Annotated in this window: 16 protein-coding genes; 9 read left to right on the top strand and 7 right to left on the bottom strand. The window is 63.4% G+C overall.

Going from position 1 to position 16,513, the window contains the following annotated elements:
- Positions 1–44 precede the first annotated feature (44 nt).
- From AC0V7N_RS07365 to AC0V7N_RS07355, 3 genes are read left to right on the top strand one after another with little or no spacing between them, the layout of a single operon-like run.
- The gene (locus AC0V7N_RS07365) at positions 45–1,238 is read left to right on the top strand and encodes an MFS transporter (RefSeq protein ID WP_475456073.1); all 1,194 of its coding nucleotides are present in this window, start codon (positions 45–47) and stop codon (positions 1,236–1,238) included.
- 57 nt (positions 1,239–1,295) lie between these two features.
- Positions 1,296–2,576: an SGNH/GDSL hydrolase family protein gene (locus AC0V7N_RS07360; RefSeq protein ID WP_475456071.1), complete on the top strand. Its 1,281-nt coding sequence runs from the start codon at positions 1,296–1,298 to the stop codon at positions 2,574–2,576.
- Between the two features lie 45 nt (positions 2,577–2,621).
- Positions 2,622–3,656, top strand: coding sequence for an aldo/keto reductase (locus AC0V7N_RS07355; RefSeq protein ID WP_475456069.1), 1,035 nt, complete (start codon positions 2,622–2,624; stop codon positions 3,654–3,656).
- A 48-nt stretch (positions 3,657–3,704) separates the two neighbouring features.
- Here AC0V7N_RS07355 and AC0V7N_RS07350 read toward each other — a convergent pair whose 3' ends face one another.
- On the bottom strand, positions 3,705–4,097 hold the full coding sequence (locus AC0V7N_RS07350) for a DoxX family protein (protein WP_475456067.1): 393 nt from the start codon (positions 4,095–4,097) through the stop codon (positions 3,705–3,707).
- 124 nt (positions 4,098–4,221) lie between these two features.
- A complete protein-coding gene (locus tag AC0V7N_RS07345) occupies positions 4,222–4,494 on the bottom strand; it encodes an usg protein (RefSeq protein WP_258588715.1) in 273 nt (90 codons plus the stop codon).
- Between the two features lie 380 nt (positions 4,495–4,874).
- On the opposite strand from AC0V7N_RS07345, the gene acs reads away from it, so the two are divergent.
- The 3 genes from acs to AC0V7N_RS07330 all read left to right on the top strand — a co-directional run bounded on the left by acs (position 4,875) and on the right by AC0V7N_RS07330 (position 8,483).
- Entirely contained in the window at positions 4,875–6,752 is a 1,878-nt protein-coding gene (gene acs, locus AC0V7N_RS07340; protein WP_496627773.1) for an acetate--CoA ligase, read from the top strand.
- A complete protein-coding gene (locus tag AC0V7N_RS07335) occupies positions 6,752–7,501 on the top strand; it encodes an MOSC domain-containing protein (protein ID WP_475456063.1) in 750 nt (249 codons plus the stop codon). The genes acs and AC0V7N_RS07335 overlap by 1 nt, the downstream gene beginning before the upstream one ends.
- 163 nt (positions 7,502–7,664) lie before the next feature.
- Complete coding sequence (locus tag AC0V7N_RS07330; RefSeq protein WP_475456061.1) at positions 7,665–8,483, top strand: sugar phosphate isomerase/epimerase family protein; 819 nt, start codon at positions 7,665–7,667, stop codon at positions 8,481–8,483.
- 17 nt (positions 8,484–8,500) lie between these two features.
- Here the strand turns inward: AC0V7N_RS07330 and AC0V7N_RS07325 are convergent, their stop codons facing one another.
- The 4 genes from AC0V7N_RS07325 to AC0V7N_RS07310 all read right to left on the bottom strand — a co-directional run bounded on the left by AC0V7N_RS07325 (position 8,501) and on the right by AC0V7N_RS07310 (position 12,751).
- Entirely contained in the window at positions 8,501–9,763 is a 1,263-nt protein-coding gene (locus tag AC0V7N_RS07325) for a class I SAM-dependent methyltransferase (protein ID WP_475456059.1), read from the bottom strand.
- Positions 9,764–10,146: 383 nt separating this feature from the next.
- Positions 10,147–10,476, bottom strand: a complete 330-nt coding sequence (locus AC0V7N_RS07320; RefSeq protein WP_496627772.1) for a hypothetical protein — start codon at positions 10,474–10,476, stop codon at positions 10,147–10,149.
- Positions 10,476–11,570 carry a pilus assembly protein TadG-related protein gene (locus AC0V7N_RS07315; protein ID WP_496627771.1) on the bottom strand — a complete coding sequence of 365 codons (1,095 nt, stop codon included), beginning with the start codon at positions 11,568–11,570 and terminating at the stop codon, positions 10,476–10,478. The genes AC0V7N_RS07320 and AC0V7N_RS07315 overlap by 1 nt, the downstream gene beginning before the upstream one ends.
- A 311-nt stretch (positions 11,571–11,881) precedes the next feature.
- Positions 11,882–12,751, bottom strand: a complete 870-nt coding sequence (locus tag AC0V7N_RS07310) for a transglutaminase-like domain-containing protein (protein WP_475456055.1) — start codon at positions 12,749–12,751, stop codon at positions 11,882–11,884.
- A gap of 166 nt (positions 12,752–12,917) precedes the next feature.
- On the opposite strand from AC0V7N_RS07310, the gene AC0V7N_RS07305 reads away from it, so the two are divergent.
- Positions 12,918–13,583 carry an HAD-IA family hydrolase gene (locus tag AC0V7N_RS07305; protein ID WP_475456053.1) on the top strand — a complete coding sequence of 222 codons (666 nt, stop codon included), beginning with the start codon at positions 12,918–12,920 and terminating at the stop codon, positions 13,581–13,583.
- Positions 13,584–13,737: 154 nt separating this feature from the next.
- Here AC0V7N_RS07305 and AC0V7N_RS07300 read toward each other — a convergent pair whose 3' ends face one another.
- Positions 13,738–13,959 (bottom strand): DUF1674 domain-containing protein, encoded by a 222-nt coding sequence (locus tag AC0V7N_RS07300; protein ID WP_475456051.1) that lies wholly within the window; start codon positions 13,957–13,959, stop codon positions 13,738–13,740.
- A 105-nt stretch (positions 13,960–14,064) separates the two neighbouring features.
- Here AC0V7N_RS07300 and htpX point away from each other — a divergent pair, with 105 nt between their 5' ends.
- Together htpX and AC0V7N_RS07290 are read left to right on the top strand one after the other, a co-directional pair.
- Positions 14,065–15,084 carry a zinc metalloprotease HtpX gene (gene htpX / locus AC0V7N_RS07295; protein ID WP_475456049.1) on the top strand — a complete coding sequence of 340 codons (1,020 nt, stop codon included), beginning with the start codon at positions 14,065–14,067 and terminating at the stop codon, positions 15,082–15,084.
- Positions 15,081–16,463: an RsmB/NOP family class I SAM-dependent RNA methyltransferase gene (locus AC0V7N_RS07290; RefSeq protein WP_475456047.1), complete on the top strand. Its 1,383-nt coding sequence runs from the start codon at positions 15,081–15,083 to the stop codon at positions 16,461–16,463. The genes htpX and AC0V7N_RS07290 overlap by 4 nt, the downstream gene beginning before the upstream one ends.
- Positions 16,464–16,513: the final 50 nt, after the last annotated feature.

The raw sequence follows: 16,513 nt of genomic DNA, 5'->3' as shown, positions 1-16,513 counted from the left end.
AGGCGCTCGTCGCCTTAACGGCCGTCTTCGAACTGGAAACCGCCATGCCTCTAGCTCTCTACGCCCTCGCCGCCGGTGCCTTCGGCATCGGTGTCACCGAATTCGTCATCATGGGTCTGCTGCTCGATGTCAGCAAAGACCTCGGCGTCTCGATCTCGGCCGCCGGCCAGCTCATTTCGGGCTATGCGCTCGGCGTCGTTATTGGCGCGCCCTTACTCACCATCGCCACCGGCAACTGGCCACGCAAGACCGTGCTGCTGGCGCTGATGGCGATCTTCACGCTGGGCAATCTCGCCTGTGCGCTGGCCCCCGACTACTGGACGCTGATGGGCGCCCGCATCATCACCGCCTTTGCCCATGGCACCTTCTTCGGTGTCGGCTCCGTGGTCGCCACCGGCCTGGTCGCGCCCAACAAGAAGGCTTCGGCGATCGCATTGATGTTCACCGGGCTTACCATCGCCAACATCCTCGGCGTGCCCTTCGGCACCTGGCTCGGCCAGGCCTTTGGCTGGCGTGCGACCTTCTGGGCAGTGACCCTGGTTGGCCTGGCGGCCTTCGCCGTCATCCTTGCTCTGGTGCCGCGCAGCCAAGAGGCACCCGAGAAGAGTGATTTGCGCGCCGATCTTGCCGTGCTGCGCCGTACGCCCGTCCTGCTCGGCCTCGCCACCACCGTGCTCGGCTATGCCGGCGTCTTCGCCGTCTTCACCTACATCGCGCCTTTGCTGACCGAGATCAGCGGCTTCAAGGAAGCGGCCGTATCGCCGATCCTGCTCGTCTTCGGCGGCGGTCTCATCGCCGGCAACCTTGCCGGTGGCAAGGTCGCCGACCGCTGGCTGGTGCCGGCTGTGCTCGGCAGCCTCGTCGTGCTGGCGCTGGTACTGGCAACCATGAGCTTTGCCATCCACAGCCAGGTCATGGCCGTCATCTATGTCGGCCTGCTCGGGGCCGCCGCCTTCGCCACCGTGGCGCCATTGCAGATGTGGGTGCTGGACAAGGCGCAAGGCGCCGGCCAGAGCCTCGCCTCATCCTTCAACATCGCCGCCTTCAATCTCGGCAACGCCGCCGGCGCCTGGCTTGGCGGCGCGGTCATCGCCCATGGAATGGGGCTCGGTTCACTCACCTGGGTCGCCGCCTTGCTGCCGGTCGCGGCCCTTGGCGTGGCGGGATTGGCACTGCGTCTCGACAGACATGAAGAGCGGCTGGTCCCGGCGGCTGCGCGCCCCGCATCCATAGAGTGACCTTCCGGAATCCGTCCCGACGGACGCCATGAGATCAAAACCAGAGAGGAGACACCTATGCCACATCTTGTCCGCCGTACCATCCTCACCCTTGCGACAAAGCGCCTGACCCTCGGCGCGTTCGCCTTGGTGGCTACGTCGATCGTCAACCCCGCGATGTCAGGAGAAAGACAGGACTGGGTCGGCACCTGGACTGCCAGCCCGCAACCGACATGGGGGCCCGACTTCGCCTTGCCGGTGAAGATAGCGCCGAAGCTTGAGAACCAGACCATACGCCAGACGGTCCGCACCAGCATTGGTGGCAAGCAATTCCGCATCGTGCTGTCGAACGAATATACCAACACGCCGATTCAGATCGGTGAAACGCATGCCGCGATTGCTGGCGAGGGTTCGAAAATCGTCGCCGGCACCGACCACGTCGTGACCTTCGGCGGCCAGACCAAGGCAATAGTTCCGGCGGGTGCGCCTCTGGTCAGCGATCCGGTGGACCTGCCCCTCGACACCTTGAGCCACCTGTCCATATCGATCTATCTGCCTCGGGCGACGCCGATATCCACCTTCCACTGGGACGGCAAGCAGACCGCCTATATCGGCGACGGCAATCAGACGGCTTCCGATACGATCGCCGCCGCGCAAACCACCGATGCGCGCATCCTGGTCAGTGAAGTTCTCATCGATGCGCCGACAAATCATGGGGCGGTGATCGCGATCGGCGATTCGATCACCGACGGCAATGGCGCCACGCTGGACGGCGACAATCGCTGGCCGGACTTCCTGGCAAAGCGTCTCGCTTCGAAGCATATTGCGGTGCTCAACGCGGGCATATCAGGCGCGCGGCTGCTCGATGACGCGATGGGTGTGAAGGCGTCGGCGCGCTTCGACCGCGACGTGCTGGCCCAGCCAGGCGCCAGGGCGGTGGTGCTGCTCATCGGCATCAACGACATCAGCTGGCCCGGCACGCCCTTTGTGTCTGGAAAGTTCCTGCCATCGCTGGCAGCACTCACCAACGGTTATCTTCAGCTCGCCGCCCAGGCGCACGCCCACAATCTCATCATCCTCGGCGGCACGCTGACACCTTTCGAGGGCACACTGAGCGGCACGCCGCTCGAGGGCTACTACACGCCGGAGAAGGAAGCGTTGCGCCAGAAGGTCAACGACTGGATCCGAACCAGTGGCGCCTTCGATGCCGTCGTCGACTTTGACCAGCTGCTTCGCGATCCCAAGCATCCGACACGGCTGCTGCCGGAATTCGATTCCGGCGACCATCTGCATCCGGGCGAGAAGGGAAACCGCGCCATGGCCGAGGCCATCGACCTTGGCCAACTGATCGGGAACTGAGCAGACCGGCACCTGACTTGGAATTGCAATTGAAAGGATAAAACCATGGATTATCGACGTCTCGGCGCATCGGGCCTGAAAGTGCCCGCACTCTCATTTGGCGCGGGAACCTTTGGCGGCTCCGGCCCACTCTTCGGCGCCTGGGGCAACAGCGACGCCGTCGAAGCGCGGCGGTTGATCGACATCTGCCTGGAGGCGGGCGTCAATCTGTTCGACACCGCCGACGTCTATTCGAACGGCGCTTCCGAAGAGGTGCTCGGCGAAGCGATAAAAGGCCGCCGCGATGCCGTTCTGATCTCGACCAAGACCTCGCTGCCGATGGGCGACGGCCCAGCCGACTACGGCTCTTCGCGCTCGCGGCTGATCAAATCCGTCGACGCCGCGCTGAAGCGCCTCGGCACCGACTACATCGACCTGTTGCAACTGCACGCCTTTGATGCGGGCACGCCGATCGAGGAGGTGCTGTCGACGCTGGACGAGCTCGTGCGTTCCGGCAAGCTACGCTATGTCGGCGTCTCCAACTTCTCCGGCTGGCAAGTGATGAAGTCGCTGGCCGAAGCCGACAAGCACGGCTACCCGCGCTACGCCGCGCATCAGGTCTACTATTCGCTGGTTGGCCGCGACTATGAGTGGGAGCTGATGCCGCTCGGCCTCGACCAGGGCGTCGGCGCGCTGGTGTGGAGCCCGCTAGGCTGGGGCCGCCTGACCGGCAAGATCCGCCGCGGCCAGCCTCTGCCGGAAAAGAGCCGGCTGCATGACACGGCAGATTTCGGTCCGCCCGTTGACGATGAACACCTCTACCGGGTCATGGATGCGCTTGACGCGGTGGCGCAGGAAACCGGCAAGACCGTGCCGCAGATCGCCATCAACTGGCTGTTGCGGCGCCCGACCGTTTCCTCGGTCATTATCGGCGCCCGCAACGAGGAACAACTGCGCCAGAACCTCGGCGCCGTCGGCTGGTCGCTGACGCCGGAGCAGGTGAAGAAACTCGACGCGGCAACCGAAGTCACCGCGCCCTACCCGTACTTCCCCTATCGCCGCCAGGAAGGTTTCGCCAGGCTCAACCCGCCGGCGGTCTGACATCTCCTGCCTGGGTCGTGTCGCGCACGGCCCAGGCCCCGGCGTGCCCTATCCCCAGATCGGCCAAAGTGCCGGCTGGCCGCTGCCGATCAGGACGATGACGATCAGGCAGACGATCCACAGCGCCGGATATTCCCAGCCACCGCCTGCATTGGTGAACCAGAAACCATTCTTGCCGTGAACGAGCACGATTGTGCCCAGCATGAGGGGAATGAGCAGGATGGCCGCCAGCCGCGTGGCCACGCCGAAGATCAGGCCAAGCCCGCCGGCCGTTTCGGCGGCGATGGCGATCAAGCCGAAATAACCGGGCACGCCGAGCGACTGGAAATAGTCGGTTGTGCCCTTGGGCGTGAAGACGAAGTATTTCAGATAGGCATGGGCAAGAAAAAGGCCGCCGACACTGAGACGAAGCAGCAGCGCGGCATAGTCGAAAGCGGTCATGTCCGTTCTCCCGATCGCGGACGCCGCCCTGGGCACCCTGCCTTGCCGCGCCGCCCACAAAGGATAGCCGACGGCCGCTTTGCTGTCGCCGCACGAGAATGGAAACAGACCGTCTGCGGCAGCGTCAGTGCAGGACGAACTCGCCGTCCACCTTGCGCCATTCATTCGGCGCGATCAGCTTCTGGTGCGTGTAGACGACCGAATGCAGCGGCCCGTCGAGCTCGGCCTTCCAGAATTCGATGAACTTGATCAGCACCGGAAACTTCGGCGCCAGGTCGTAATCCTGCCAGATGAAGCTCTGCAGCAGGTGCGGATGATCGGGAAAATGATAGAGAATCTTGGCCGTGGTCAGGCCATAGCCTTTGAGCATCAGGTCCATTTCGGAATGGTCGCGCATGGCGGTCCCCAAATTGAGTCTCCTTTCCTCCCGACGTCAGATTGTGCGCGCCGTTGCTTAACTGTCTATTGATTTTTCCTGATCGAAACAGGCTTTTCGACGCGAAAACATACAGTTAGCAGCGAACTAAGCCGAGTGCTGACAACGGATGACAATGCCCCTGCGGCATCCCGCCGCGCGAATCCAACGTCTAATGTTGCCGTCAGGGCGGAACTGGTAATAATGCCGCCGAATTCGCGGCTGCTTCGCCGCGATCCCGCCGGCGTTTCAAGCCGGCGGATTGGTTCGGGAGGAAAATCAGGAATGTCCGAGGTTCATGTCCATCGCGTCCAGCCGGCGTGGAAGAAGAATGCGCTGATCGACAACGAGACCTACCTCAAATGGTATGCCGACAGCATCAAGAACCCGGACAAGTTCTGGGCAAGCACGGCAAGCGCATCGACTGGTTCAAGCCCTTCAGCAAGGTCAAGAACACCTCCTTCGACGGCAAGGTCTCGATCAAATGGTTCGAGGACGGGCTGACCAACGTTTCCTACAACTGCATCGACCGCCACTTGAAGAAGCGCGGCGACCAGACCGCCATCATCTGGGAAGGCGACAACCCCTACGACGACAAGAAGATCACCTACAACGAGCTTTACGAGCATGTCTGCCGGCTCGCCAATGTGATGAAGAAGCACGGCGTCAAGAAGGGCGACCGCGTCACCATCTACATGCCGATGATCCCGGAAGCCGCGTATGCGATGCTCGCCTGCACGCGCATCGGCGCCATCCATTCGATCGTCTTCGGCGGCTTTTCGCCCGATGCGCTGGCTGGGCGCATCGTCGACTGTGAATCGACCTTCGTCATCACATCGGATGAGGGCCTGCGCGGCGGCAAGCCGATCCCGCTGAAGGAGAACACCGACAAGGCCATCGACATCGCCGCCAGGCAGCATGTAATGGTCAAGAACGTCATTGTCGTGCGCCGCACCGGCGGCAAGATCGGCTGGGCGCCCGGCCGCGACCTCTGGTATCACGACGAAGTCGCGACGGTGAAGGCCGAGTGCAAGCCGGAGAAGATGAAGGCCGAGGATCCGCTGTTCATCCTCTACACCTCGGGCTCGACCGGCAAGCCGAAGGGCGTGCTGCACACCACCGCCGGCTACCTCGTCTATGCCTCGATGACGCACCAATATGTCTTCGACTATCATGACGGCGATATCTACTGGTGCACCGCCGATGTCGGCTGGGTCACCGGCCACAGCTACATCGTCTATGGCCCGCTCGCCAACGGCGCCACCACGCTGATGTTCGAAGGCGTGCCGAATTACCCGTCGCAGTCGCGCTTCTGGGAAGTCATCGACAAGCACAAGGTCAACATCTTCTACACCGCGCCGACGGCGTTGCGCGCGCTGATGGGCGCCGGCAACGATCCGGTGACGAAGACCTCGCGCAAGTCGCTGCGTGTGCTCGGCTCAGTCGGCGAGCCGATCAACCCCGAAGCCTGGGAGTGGTATTTCAACGTCGTCGGCAACGGCAAGGTGCCGATCGTCGACACATGGTGGCAGACCGAGACCGGCGGCATCCTGATCACGCCGCTGCCCGGTGCCACCGATCTCAAGGCCGGCTCGGCGACGCGGCCGTTCTTCGGCGTCAAGCCGCAGCTGGTCGACGGCGAAGGCAAGGTGCTGGAGGGTGCGGCCGACGGCAACCTCTGCATCACCGATTCCTGGCCCGGCCAGATGCGCACCGTCTATGGCGACCATGACCGTTTCGTGCAGACCTATTTCTCCACCTACAAGGGCAAGTACTTCACCGGCGACGGCTGCCGGCGCGACGCCGACGGCTATTACTGGATCACCGGTCGTGTCGACGACGTCATCAACGTCTCCGGCCACCGCATGGGCACGGCCGAAGTCGAATCGGCGCTGGTCAGCCATGACAAGGTCTCGGAGGCCGCCGTCGTCGGCTATCCCCACGACATCAAGGGCCAGGGCATCTACAGCTATGTCACCTTGATGAAGGGCGTGGAGCCGACCGAGGAGTTGCGCAAGGAGCTCGTCGCCCATGTCCGCAAGGAGATCGGCGCCATCGCCTCGCCCGACAAGATCCAGTTCTCGCCCGGCCTGCCAAAGACCCGTTCCGGCAAGATCATGCGCCGCATCCTGCGCAAGATCGCCGAGGATGATTTTGCCGCCCTTGGCGACACCTCGACACTCGCCGACCCGGCCGTCGTCGACGACCTCATCGCCAACCGGCAGAACAAGAAGGGCTGATGCGGGACGAGGCGGCATTGAGCTCTGTCACCCAGTTGTGGCGCTATCCGGCGAGTTCGCTCGCCGGCGAGCGTCAGGACGCCGTCGTGGTCGGACCGGCGGGCATGGCGGGCGACCGCATGTTCGGCCTGGTCGATACCTCGGACAACGAGATCGCCCGGCCCGACCGCGAGGCGAAATGGCACAAGGTGCCGCGCATCCGCACCCGGCTGGCCAATGACCGCGACCTGGAGGTCGCCATCCCCAACGGCGACTGGCTGAGCGCACCCAGTGCGGAATGCGACCGCGCCATATCGGCCTATCTCGGCTTCGCTGCCTCGATCCGGCCGTTCGGCCGGGAGAACGCGCCGCCGGCCTATGCCGGCCCGATCACCGCGGCCCGCTATACCAAGGCACCGATCCATCTCTTGACCACGGCCTCGCTGGCGCGCCTGAATGCGCTGCATCCGGATGCCGCCGCCGACCCGCGCCGCTTCCGCCCCAACATCGTCGTCGACATGGCAGCGGTCGAAGGCTCGTTTCCGGAGACGGAATGGATCGGCCGCAAGCTGGCGATCGGCGAATTGCTGCTGACGATTTCCGAACCATGCCGCCGCTGCGGCTTCACCATCATCAGCCAGGACGGCTTCGAGCACGATCCCGGTATCCTGCGCAATTTGGTCCGCCACAACGCCCACAATCTCGGCGTCTATTGCACGGTCGACCGGCCGGCCCGCGTCGAGATCGGCGCGCCGATGCGCTTCGTCTAAATCATACCGCCAACGCCAGGCCACTTGGCGGCGGCATGATCCCTGCACCTCGCGGCAGGCTTGGCGCAGCGTGTAATACGCATGACAGAAAACGGCGTCATACAGCCTCGGCGCGATCCGTCTTGCCGCCCGACATCTTGAAATCTCACCGATCGGAGTACCGATGACTTCCCTACCCGTTCTTGGCGCTGCCATGACGCTCGCCGACCTCGAAATCCATCGCGACTGGCTCTTCGAAAAACAGCGTGACCTGGAATTGCAGAGCTTTGTCGAGGCCAGTGTTCTCAACGGCGACTGGGCACCGCTCGCCGCCCGCGCCAACAAGCTTCTCGACGGACATGAAGGGCGGCTCGGAATTCACGGGCCTTTCTGGGGCTTCACCATTGCCTCGCAGGATCCCGATATTCGCGATGTCGTCAGCAAACGTCTGGTCCAGGGCATCGAGGTCTGCGCCGCCATCGGCGCGACGCATATGGTCGTTCACAGCCCCTATACGACCTGGTCCTACAACAATCTCGACAACAATCCCGGCGAGCGCGAGAAAATCGTCGAGTATTGCCACCTCACTCTACGCGATGCCGTCAGGCAGGCCGAGAACATCGGCTGCACAATGGTCCTGGAAAACATCGAGGACAAGGATCCGCATATTCGCGTGGCGTTGGCCGACAGCTTCAACTCCCCCGCGGTCGCCGTCTCGATAGACACTGGCCACGCCTATTATGCCCATGGCTCGACCGGTGCTCCGCCGGTTGATTACTATGTGCATGCTGCCGGCAACCGCCTGCAACACATCCACCTGCAGGATGCCGACGGCTACGCCGATCGTCACTGGAGCCTCGGCGAAGGCACGCTTCCATGGCGCTCGGTCTTTGCCGCGCTGGCCAAGCTCGAAAGCAATCCGCGCCTCATCATCGAGATCAGGGACAAGTCCAAGATCCCCGCTTCGGCGGCTTACATCGCCTCTCTTGGCATCGCCGAGTAGTCTACCGCGAGTCCGCGCTATCGGTACAAATCCGCCCGCGTCGGCGGCAGACCGCTCGGGCCACGCGCGCGCTTGGTGACGACGGTCTGGAAAATCTGCGCCGAGCCGCGATCGAAGGTGATCGAACAGCCGGTCAGGTAAAGCAACCAGAGCCGCGCCTTGGGCTCGCCGACCTCGGCGATCGCCTCGTCGAAGCGGGCCTGCAGGCGCTCGGCCCACAGCCTGCAGGTACGGGCATAATGCTCGCGCAGATTCTCGACATCGGCGACGAGAAAACCGTGCGCCTCGAGATTGCCGAGCGTCATGCCGATCGTGTCGACCTCGCCGCCGGGAAAGATGTATTTGATCAGCGCCTTGTATTCCGCGCCCTTGCGCAGCGTCTTGCGCGTGCCGCCCTTGCCGCGCCTTGTGATGGCATGATGCAGGTAGACGCCGCCCGGCTTCAGCAGCCGGTGGACGGTCGAGAAATAGGTGGCGTGATTGGCGAGGCCGACGGCCTCGAACATGCCGATGGACGAGATCTTGTCATAGCTGCCGTCAAGCTCGGTGTAGGACTTGATGTCGATGGTGACCTTGTCCTCCAGCCCCTCGGCGCGGATGCGCTCGCGCGCCAGCCGGGTCTGCTCCTCCGACAGCGACACACCATGGCCGATGGCGCCATAGTGCTTCGCGGCATGGATCAGCATCGCGCCCCAGCCGCAGCCGATGTCGAGCAGCCGGTCACCCGGCTTCAGCCTCAGCTTGCGGCAGATATGGTCGAGCTTGTCCTTCTGCGCCTGGTCGATGCCATTGGCGAAATCGGTGAAATAGGCGCAAGTGTAGACCATGCGCTCGTCGAGGAAGAGCCGGTAGAAGGCGTTCGAAATGTCGTAGTGATGTTCGATCGCCTGCTTGTTCGACCCGCTGACGAAAGGATTGCGGCCGGCCAGATCGGCTCGTTTCGTCATCTGTCGTCGCGAGAACAGAACGGCGGGCAGGTCGCGCAGGATCGCCAGCTTCGGCAAAGCCTTCAACCTCAGCTTGCCCTTCGAAGGCAAGGCGTAGAGATCGAACAGCGAGCCGTCCTCGACGTCGATCGTCCCGGAAATCCACATTTCGAGCAGCGTCGAGAAATTCGGTCGGCGGGCCAACTGCCAGACGATGTCCTGATCGTTGATGGCAAGCACCGGACCACTGGCGGGACCGATCCGTTCCCCGGTCCACAACCTGACAGCAAAGCCCGGCTTAAGCGCCTCGATCACCGTTCGAACGATGCGCGCGGCTCTTTCGGTGGCGTCCATGGTCCCCTCCCGTGACCCGATAACGCCATGTTGTCTGTTTGGGCCGTGGATCGCAAGCCGAAGCGTGCGGATCTGGCTGGACGCCTTTTTCAGTCAGGCATCTTGTCATTTGCTGCAACGCACCCCATCATGAGGATGTGTTCAACAAATCGAAAGGAGGTGATCCGATGTCGAGTGATTTCGTTTTCCAGAACGTGGCCTCAGCGGATTGCACTTTCGGGAAGCAGTCTTCCCGTTAAGGCGCGAGATGCGCGGCGGGCGACCTCTCGGGTCGCCGCCATAGGCCGCGCCATGGACGGAAACACGGAAGGCCGCCGGCTTCGAAAGAAGCGGCGGCCTTTTCCTTTGGCCAACGGCGCCGAGGACCATCTGGCGTTCAAGATTCACTTGGCGATGGTCAGCCGCTCGATGTTCTGCACGATGGCATTGAACGCCTCGTTCAACTCGGAACCAGTGGCCGCCTCGTAATAATGTTTCAGGTTTGACGTGTCCGCGGTCGAGCAATCCTGAAGCACGCTCTTTGCCTGATCCCGCTCGGTCGATGTCATCGATGGATCGTCGAGGTCGAAGCCGATGGTGAAGATCTCGATGCCGTCGCGCTTCATGTTGTCGCAAATGCTTTCGGCATTGCTTCGTGACATCTGGCCGGCATTCTGCGATCGGGGGGCGCCGCGCCCGCCGGCAAAAGCCGTGTTGAACTGGCCGTCCGTCATCAGGATCGCGACCTTGCCGACTTTCCTGTTGTCGAAATTGGCGGGGCCGGCGCCAGCCTGGCGTCGACTATGGTCGAGCGCCAGGAGGGTGAAAGCATGTAATAGCCCCATTGCACGGCGATGCCGCCTGCGGTCACACCACCGGCCTTGAAACTCGCGATCGTGCTCAGCAATTTCTGCTTGTCGGCCGACAGCGGAATGAGTTCCGGCTTCGGGCAGCTTCCCATGCGATCGTCACGATTGACCTTGGCGAGATAGGTCTTGCCCTGATTGTTCAGGCGCGGCGTCGACGGCCCATCGGACGAATAATCGGCATAGCCGTCCTTGTCCTTGCGCTCGGTGGCGCAGTTGTCCGGCCGCGTGGGCGCCGATGAGCCCACCGGGATCGGTGTGTCCACTGGTGGCGGCAGATTCAAACCTCCTGCCTGCTCGACGAAAACGCTGTCCGCGAGGCCGCCTGTATTCACCGCTTCGGCATAGGGAACAATCGCCACACGCACGCGCGGGTTTTTCGGATCGATGTTGTTGTCGAGCAGGTTCTCGACAGCCGTCGAAGCGGCGGCTTGCAGGTCGCCGATCTTGTCGGTTTTTGCCCACCAGTTGGCGGCCATCGATCCGGTCACATCGAGCATCATCGCCACCTCGATGGTCTTGTCCGAATAAAGCGATGTGGTCGACGCCGTCACGCGTTTCGTGTCGCCCATGCCGAAAATCGGGAAAAACAGAGCGACATCGACATGGACGTCCGCCTGCACCGTATTGGCGGTCCTGTCGACGATAAGCTTGTCGAGCACGACCTGGTCGGGCTGCAGAATGCCCGCCGTGCTGTTGGCCACGAGAAAGTTCTGCACCGCCTTGTTGGCGTCGGCTTCCTTGATGACGCCGGTCGTCAGGTCGCGTGCCGTCGACGTCACCGCAGCGTCGACCACGCCCTGCAGGCTCGATTTCGCATTGTAGAGCTGCGAGATGTTGACCGAAAAGCCGGCGGCTAGCGCCAAGACCGAGGCAGCAAAGCCGAACAGGACCGCGAAATTTCCACCGCGATCTCTGGCGAACCCGCCGACCGCGTGAACAAGACCCCCGTAATTTCGCATCCTACAGCCTCCACATGCCTCGGCCTCGTCGCCGCAATGAGGGCGATGCAGGATTCCAGCCGGACGACGCTGGTTATGCGCCTGAACCGAGCTATCAATCTCAACACATTGTTTTTGTTGGATTTCGCCGCGTGCAAAGGTGAACGACTGGTAAACGGTAAACCGCGGTTTCCGCCGTGTTTACGGACCGCTTACCATGCTCGAATCCGGGCAATCGCGGAATGCTCCGCGACGTCCTGTTGCGGCACAGGGTCTATGTCCCGAAGCGGAGCAACTGTCCCGAAACTACAGGCGCAAAACGGTATCAAGGACTAGGCGAGCATCTGCGCGCTGGCCGTTCGGTCGATGCCGTGATGGGGCGGATTGAACAGATTGCCTTCCTGTTCATAGGTCCACACCTTGAACAGGCTGAGCCGGTGTGGGCCGAAGCTGTGCAGCAAGGGCACGTCGGTGGCGTCGCGGCCGCGCGCGATGACGACGCGGCCGGTCCGGGGCCGGTTGTGGCGTGGATCGAACGTGTACCACTTGCCGTCGAGGAAGACTTCCATCCAGGCCGAGAAATCCATCGGCGCCGGATCGACCGGCACGCCGATATCGCCGAGATAACCGTTCACATAGCGCGCCGGAATGTTCATGCAGCGGCAGAGCGTGATCGCCAGATGAGCGAAGTCGCGGCAGACGCCGACCCGTTCCTCATGCGCCTGCGCCGCCGTGCGCGTCGAACGGGCATAGCCGTAGCCGAACGACAGCCGGTTATGGACATAGTCGACGATCGCCTGCACCCGCGCCCAGCCGGAGGGAAGATGGCCAAACAGCTGCCAGGCGAGGTTGCTGAGATGATCGGTCTCGCAGTAGCGGCTGCCAAGGAGATAGCCGAGCACCTCGTCGGGCAATTCGGCCACCGGCACTTCCCTCGCCAGCGTGTTGACCGCATCCGTCTCGCCGCTGTCCTCGACCACCGCATCGTAGAGGATGCGGAAGGTGCCGGCCGGCGCGATGAAGCGGCGGCAGCCATTGCCATGCAGATCATGGTAGAGCTTGGTCGGCACCGATGGCGAGGTCAACACCCGGGTCTGCCGCTTGATGTCGGCCTGCCTGTCCTTGTGGATCTCGAGCAGCGAAATCACCGGAGTGGCCTCGATGCATTCGATGGAGATTTCGTAGCCGAGCCGGATCAGCATTGCAGGTCCCCTTCGATCGTCACGGAAAACAGTTTTGCTCAAACGTCACAAAGTGGCCGTGGTTCCCTGGATCGTCCTAAAATACGCCTCTTGCCTTTCCATGTCAGCGCCTTGACGTTACGGTTGTGTCCTCCCTCGACACACTCCCCGGATTTCAAGGAAAATCATGTTTGCTGGCAGAAAATTCGCCGCCTTCCTCTTCGACATGGACGGCACCCTCATCAATTCCATCGCCTCGGCGGAGCGGGTGTGGAGCGATTGGGCACGGCGCCATGACCTCGACGTCGCCGCCTTCCTGCCGACGATCCACGGCGTGCGGGCGATCGAGACCATCACCAACCTTGCCCTTCCAGGCGTCGACCCGGCGCATGAGGCCGACCTGCTGCTGCAGGCCGAAGCCGCCGATCTGGACGGCATTGTCCCGATCCCCGGCGCCGTGGCGTTTCTCAAGGCGCTGCCAAGCGAAAGCTGGGCGATCGTAACCTCGGCGCCACGCTCGTTGGCGCTTGCACGCATGCAGGCTGCCGGCATTCCTGTCCCTGCGGTCATCGTTGCGGCGGAAGACGTTTCCCGTGGCAAGCCGGCCCCCGACTGCTTCCGGCTGGGCGCACAACGGCTCGGCGTCGATGCGCGCGATTGCCTGGTGTTCGAGGATGCCCCGGCCGGCATCGCGGCGGCCGAGGCCGCGCAAGCCGCGGTCATGGTGATCAGCGCCACACACTCGCATCCGGTGCAAACGCCACATGCCGCGATCGCTGGCTACGACAATGTCGGCATCACCATCGACGAGCGCGGCTGGCTCGCGCTGGAGCCACAGCGCAACGCCGCTTGAGCAGCACTGGCCAGGGTGCGCTGAGATTCAGGTCAGGCCGAGCCGAAAACGGTGGCTTCCGAGAACCGGAGCGGAGAGTACTTTTTGTATGTGAGCACCGGAAGCGCAGGAAGCCGCCGTTTGCAGGCCGGCCTCACCTGAATATCAACGCACCCTAGAAGTCGCTGGTCAGGCCTTTGATCTCCCAGTCGCCGTAGCGGCCGGGCTCCTTGCCGCCACGGCCGCCGATCTCCTTCGGCAGCGCGGCTTCCTTCTCGCGATACTCGGTGCGCCGGGCTTCGGCCTCGGCCAGCGCCCGTCGCGCGGCGGGGGTCAGTTCCTTCGGCGAGGCGTCGCCATCGGTTTCAGCGGGCGTTTTACTGGCTTCGTCGGTCATGCGATATTCCCCACGGATTGAAACAGGGGCAGGCGTTTCCCATCATATAGCGATGAACCCGCAGGGATCGACCCCCTTTCACCACCGGTTGGACAGGAGCAGACGATGAACACTTTGCGCACCGCCATGCTTCTTGCCGCGATGACGGCGCTGTTCATGGGCGTCGGCTTCCTGATCGGCGGTTCAGGCGGCATGATGATCGCATTTGTGATCGCCGCTGGCACCAATCTGTTCAGCTACTGGAACGCCGACAAGATGGTGCTGTCGATGAACCGTGCCGTCGAGGTCGACGAGAAGAACGCGCCCGAATACTACGCCATCGTCCAGGCGCTGGCCAAGCAGGCCGGGCTGCCGATGCCCAAGACCTATCTGATCGACAACCCGCAGCCGAACGCCTTTGCCACCGGCCGCAACCCGCAGAACGCGGCGGTCGCCGCCTCCACCGGCCTGTTGCAGCGGCTGACCCATGAAGAGGTCGCGGCCGTCATGGCGCACGAGCTCGCCCACGTCCAGCATCGCGACACGCTGACCATGACCATCGTCGCCACCTTTGCCGGCGCCATCTCGATGCTCGGCAATTTCGCCTTCTTCCTCGGCGGCAACCGCGACAACAACCCGTTCGGCTTTGTCGGCGTGCTGGCGGCGATGATCGTGGCGCCGTTTGCCGCCATGATCGTGCAGATGGCCGTCAGCCGCACGCGCGAATACGAGGCCGACCGGCGCGGCGCCGAAATCTGTGGACACCCGCTGTGGCTGGCATCCGCGCTTGACAAGATCGCCCGTGGAGCAGAACGCATCCCCAACCCCGATGCGGAGCGCAATCCGGCGATGGCGCATCTCTTCATCATCAATCCCCTTCACGGCGAGCGCATGGACAGTCTGTTCTCCACCCACCCGAGCACCGACAACCGCATCGCCGCGTTGCAGGAGATGGCGCGACAGATGGGCGACGGTGCATCGCGGCCGGCGCCGCGCCAGGCACCCGCGCCGCGGCAGGCCGAGGAACAACAACCGTCCGGCCCGTGGGGCCAGGCAGCGCAGTCCGAGCAGCCGGCCGAACCGGCCGAACCGAGGGCCAATCCGTGGGGTCGCAACCCGACCGGGCCCAAAGGCCGGTGGTCGTGAGCGTGGGGACACCTCGGCGCACAGGCTCAGGCGATCAGGATCATAAAGACGGCGGTGAATTCGTCGCCGGTCTCGCCGCCCGCAAGGCGGCGGCGCGCCTGCTTGCCGCCGTCATCGATGCCAGGACGCCGCTCGACGGCCTGACCGACCACGAGAACGGCCACCCGCAATACAAGGCGCTCGATTTGCGCGACCGTGGCCTGGTGCGCGCCATCCTGGTCACCGCGCTGCGCTTCCGCATGACTATTACTGGGCTGCTGGCGCGGCGCCTGGAAAAGCCACTGCCGCCCAACGCCACCGCTTTGTCGCACATACTGCATGTGGCGGCGGCGCAGATCCTGTTCCTCGACATTCCCGACAGCGCCGCTGTCGACCTTGCGGTGACGCATGCCAAGTCCGATCCGCGCACGCAGCGCTTTTCCGGCCTCGTCAACGGCGTGCTGCGCACGCTGGCGCGCGCCAAGGACACGGAACTGCCCGCCGCCCTTGCCGCGACCGACGAAGCGCCAAAATGGTTTTCCGACCGGCTGAAGGCCACCTATGGTGCCGATAAGGCCAGGCAGATCCTCGAATCCCATCGCGTTGAGGCGCCGGTCGATTTCTCGGTCAAGGCCGATCCGGAATTCTGGGCCGAAAAACTCGGCGGCATCGTCTTGCCTACCGGCACGGTGCGCGTGGAAAATCTTGCCGGCGCCGTCACCGAACTGCCCGGCTTCGCGGAAGGCGCCTGGTGGGTCCAGGATGCCGCGGCCAGCCTGCCGGCTCGGCTGTTCGGCGATGTCACAGGATTGCGCGTCGCCGATCTCTGCGCCGCACCGGGCGGCAAGACCGCGCAACTCATTCTCGCCGGCGCCAAAGTCACCGCGGTCGACACCTCGAAGAACCGGCTGGCGCGGCTGGCGCAGAATCTCGAGCGCCTCGGCCTGTCGGCCGACATCGTCCAGGCCGACCTCATCAAATACGAGCCGGAAGAACTGTTCGACGCCGTGCTGCTTGATGCGCCGTGCTCGTCGACCGGCACGGTGCGCCGGCATCCCGACGTGCCATGGACCAAGACGGCCGCCGATGTCGAAAAGCTCGCCGACCTGCAAAAGCGGTTGCTCGCCCGCGCCGTCACGCTGGTCAAACCCCGCGGCCGCATCGTCTTTTCCAATTGTTCGCTCGATCCGCTCGAAGGCGAGGAGCTTTATCGCGCTTTCCTCAAAGGGACGCCGGCGGTGGTTGACGATCCGCTGCGGCAAGGCGAGATCGCCGGCATCGATTCGTTCCTCACGCAACAAGGCACGCTGCGCACCACCCCTGCCGATCTCGACCTCGGCGCGCCGGAGCGCTCGGGCCTGGATGGCTTCTTCGCGGCGCGCATACGACGAGCCGGCTAAAGGCTTAACCGACCGAATTTACTGACTTTTTTAGGGAGGGTATGGGGCAC

The sequence above is a fragment of the Mesorhizobium kamtschaticum genome (assembly GCF_056174585.1).
Note: the sequence above shows the minus strand (reverse complement) of the source record. Positions and strands in the feature narration are given on the sequence as shown.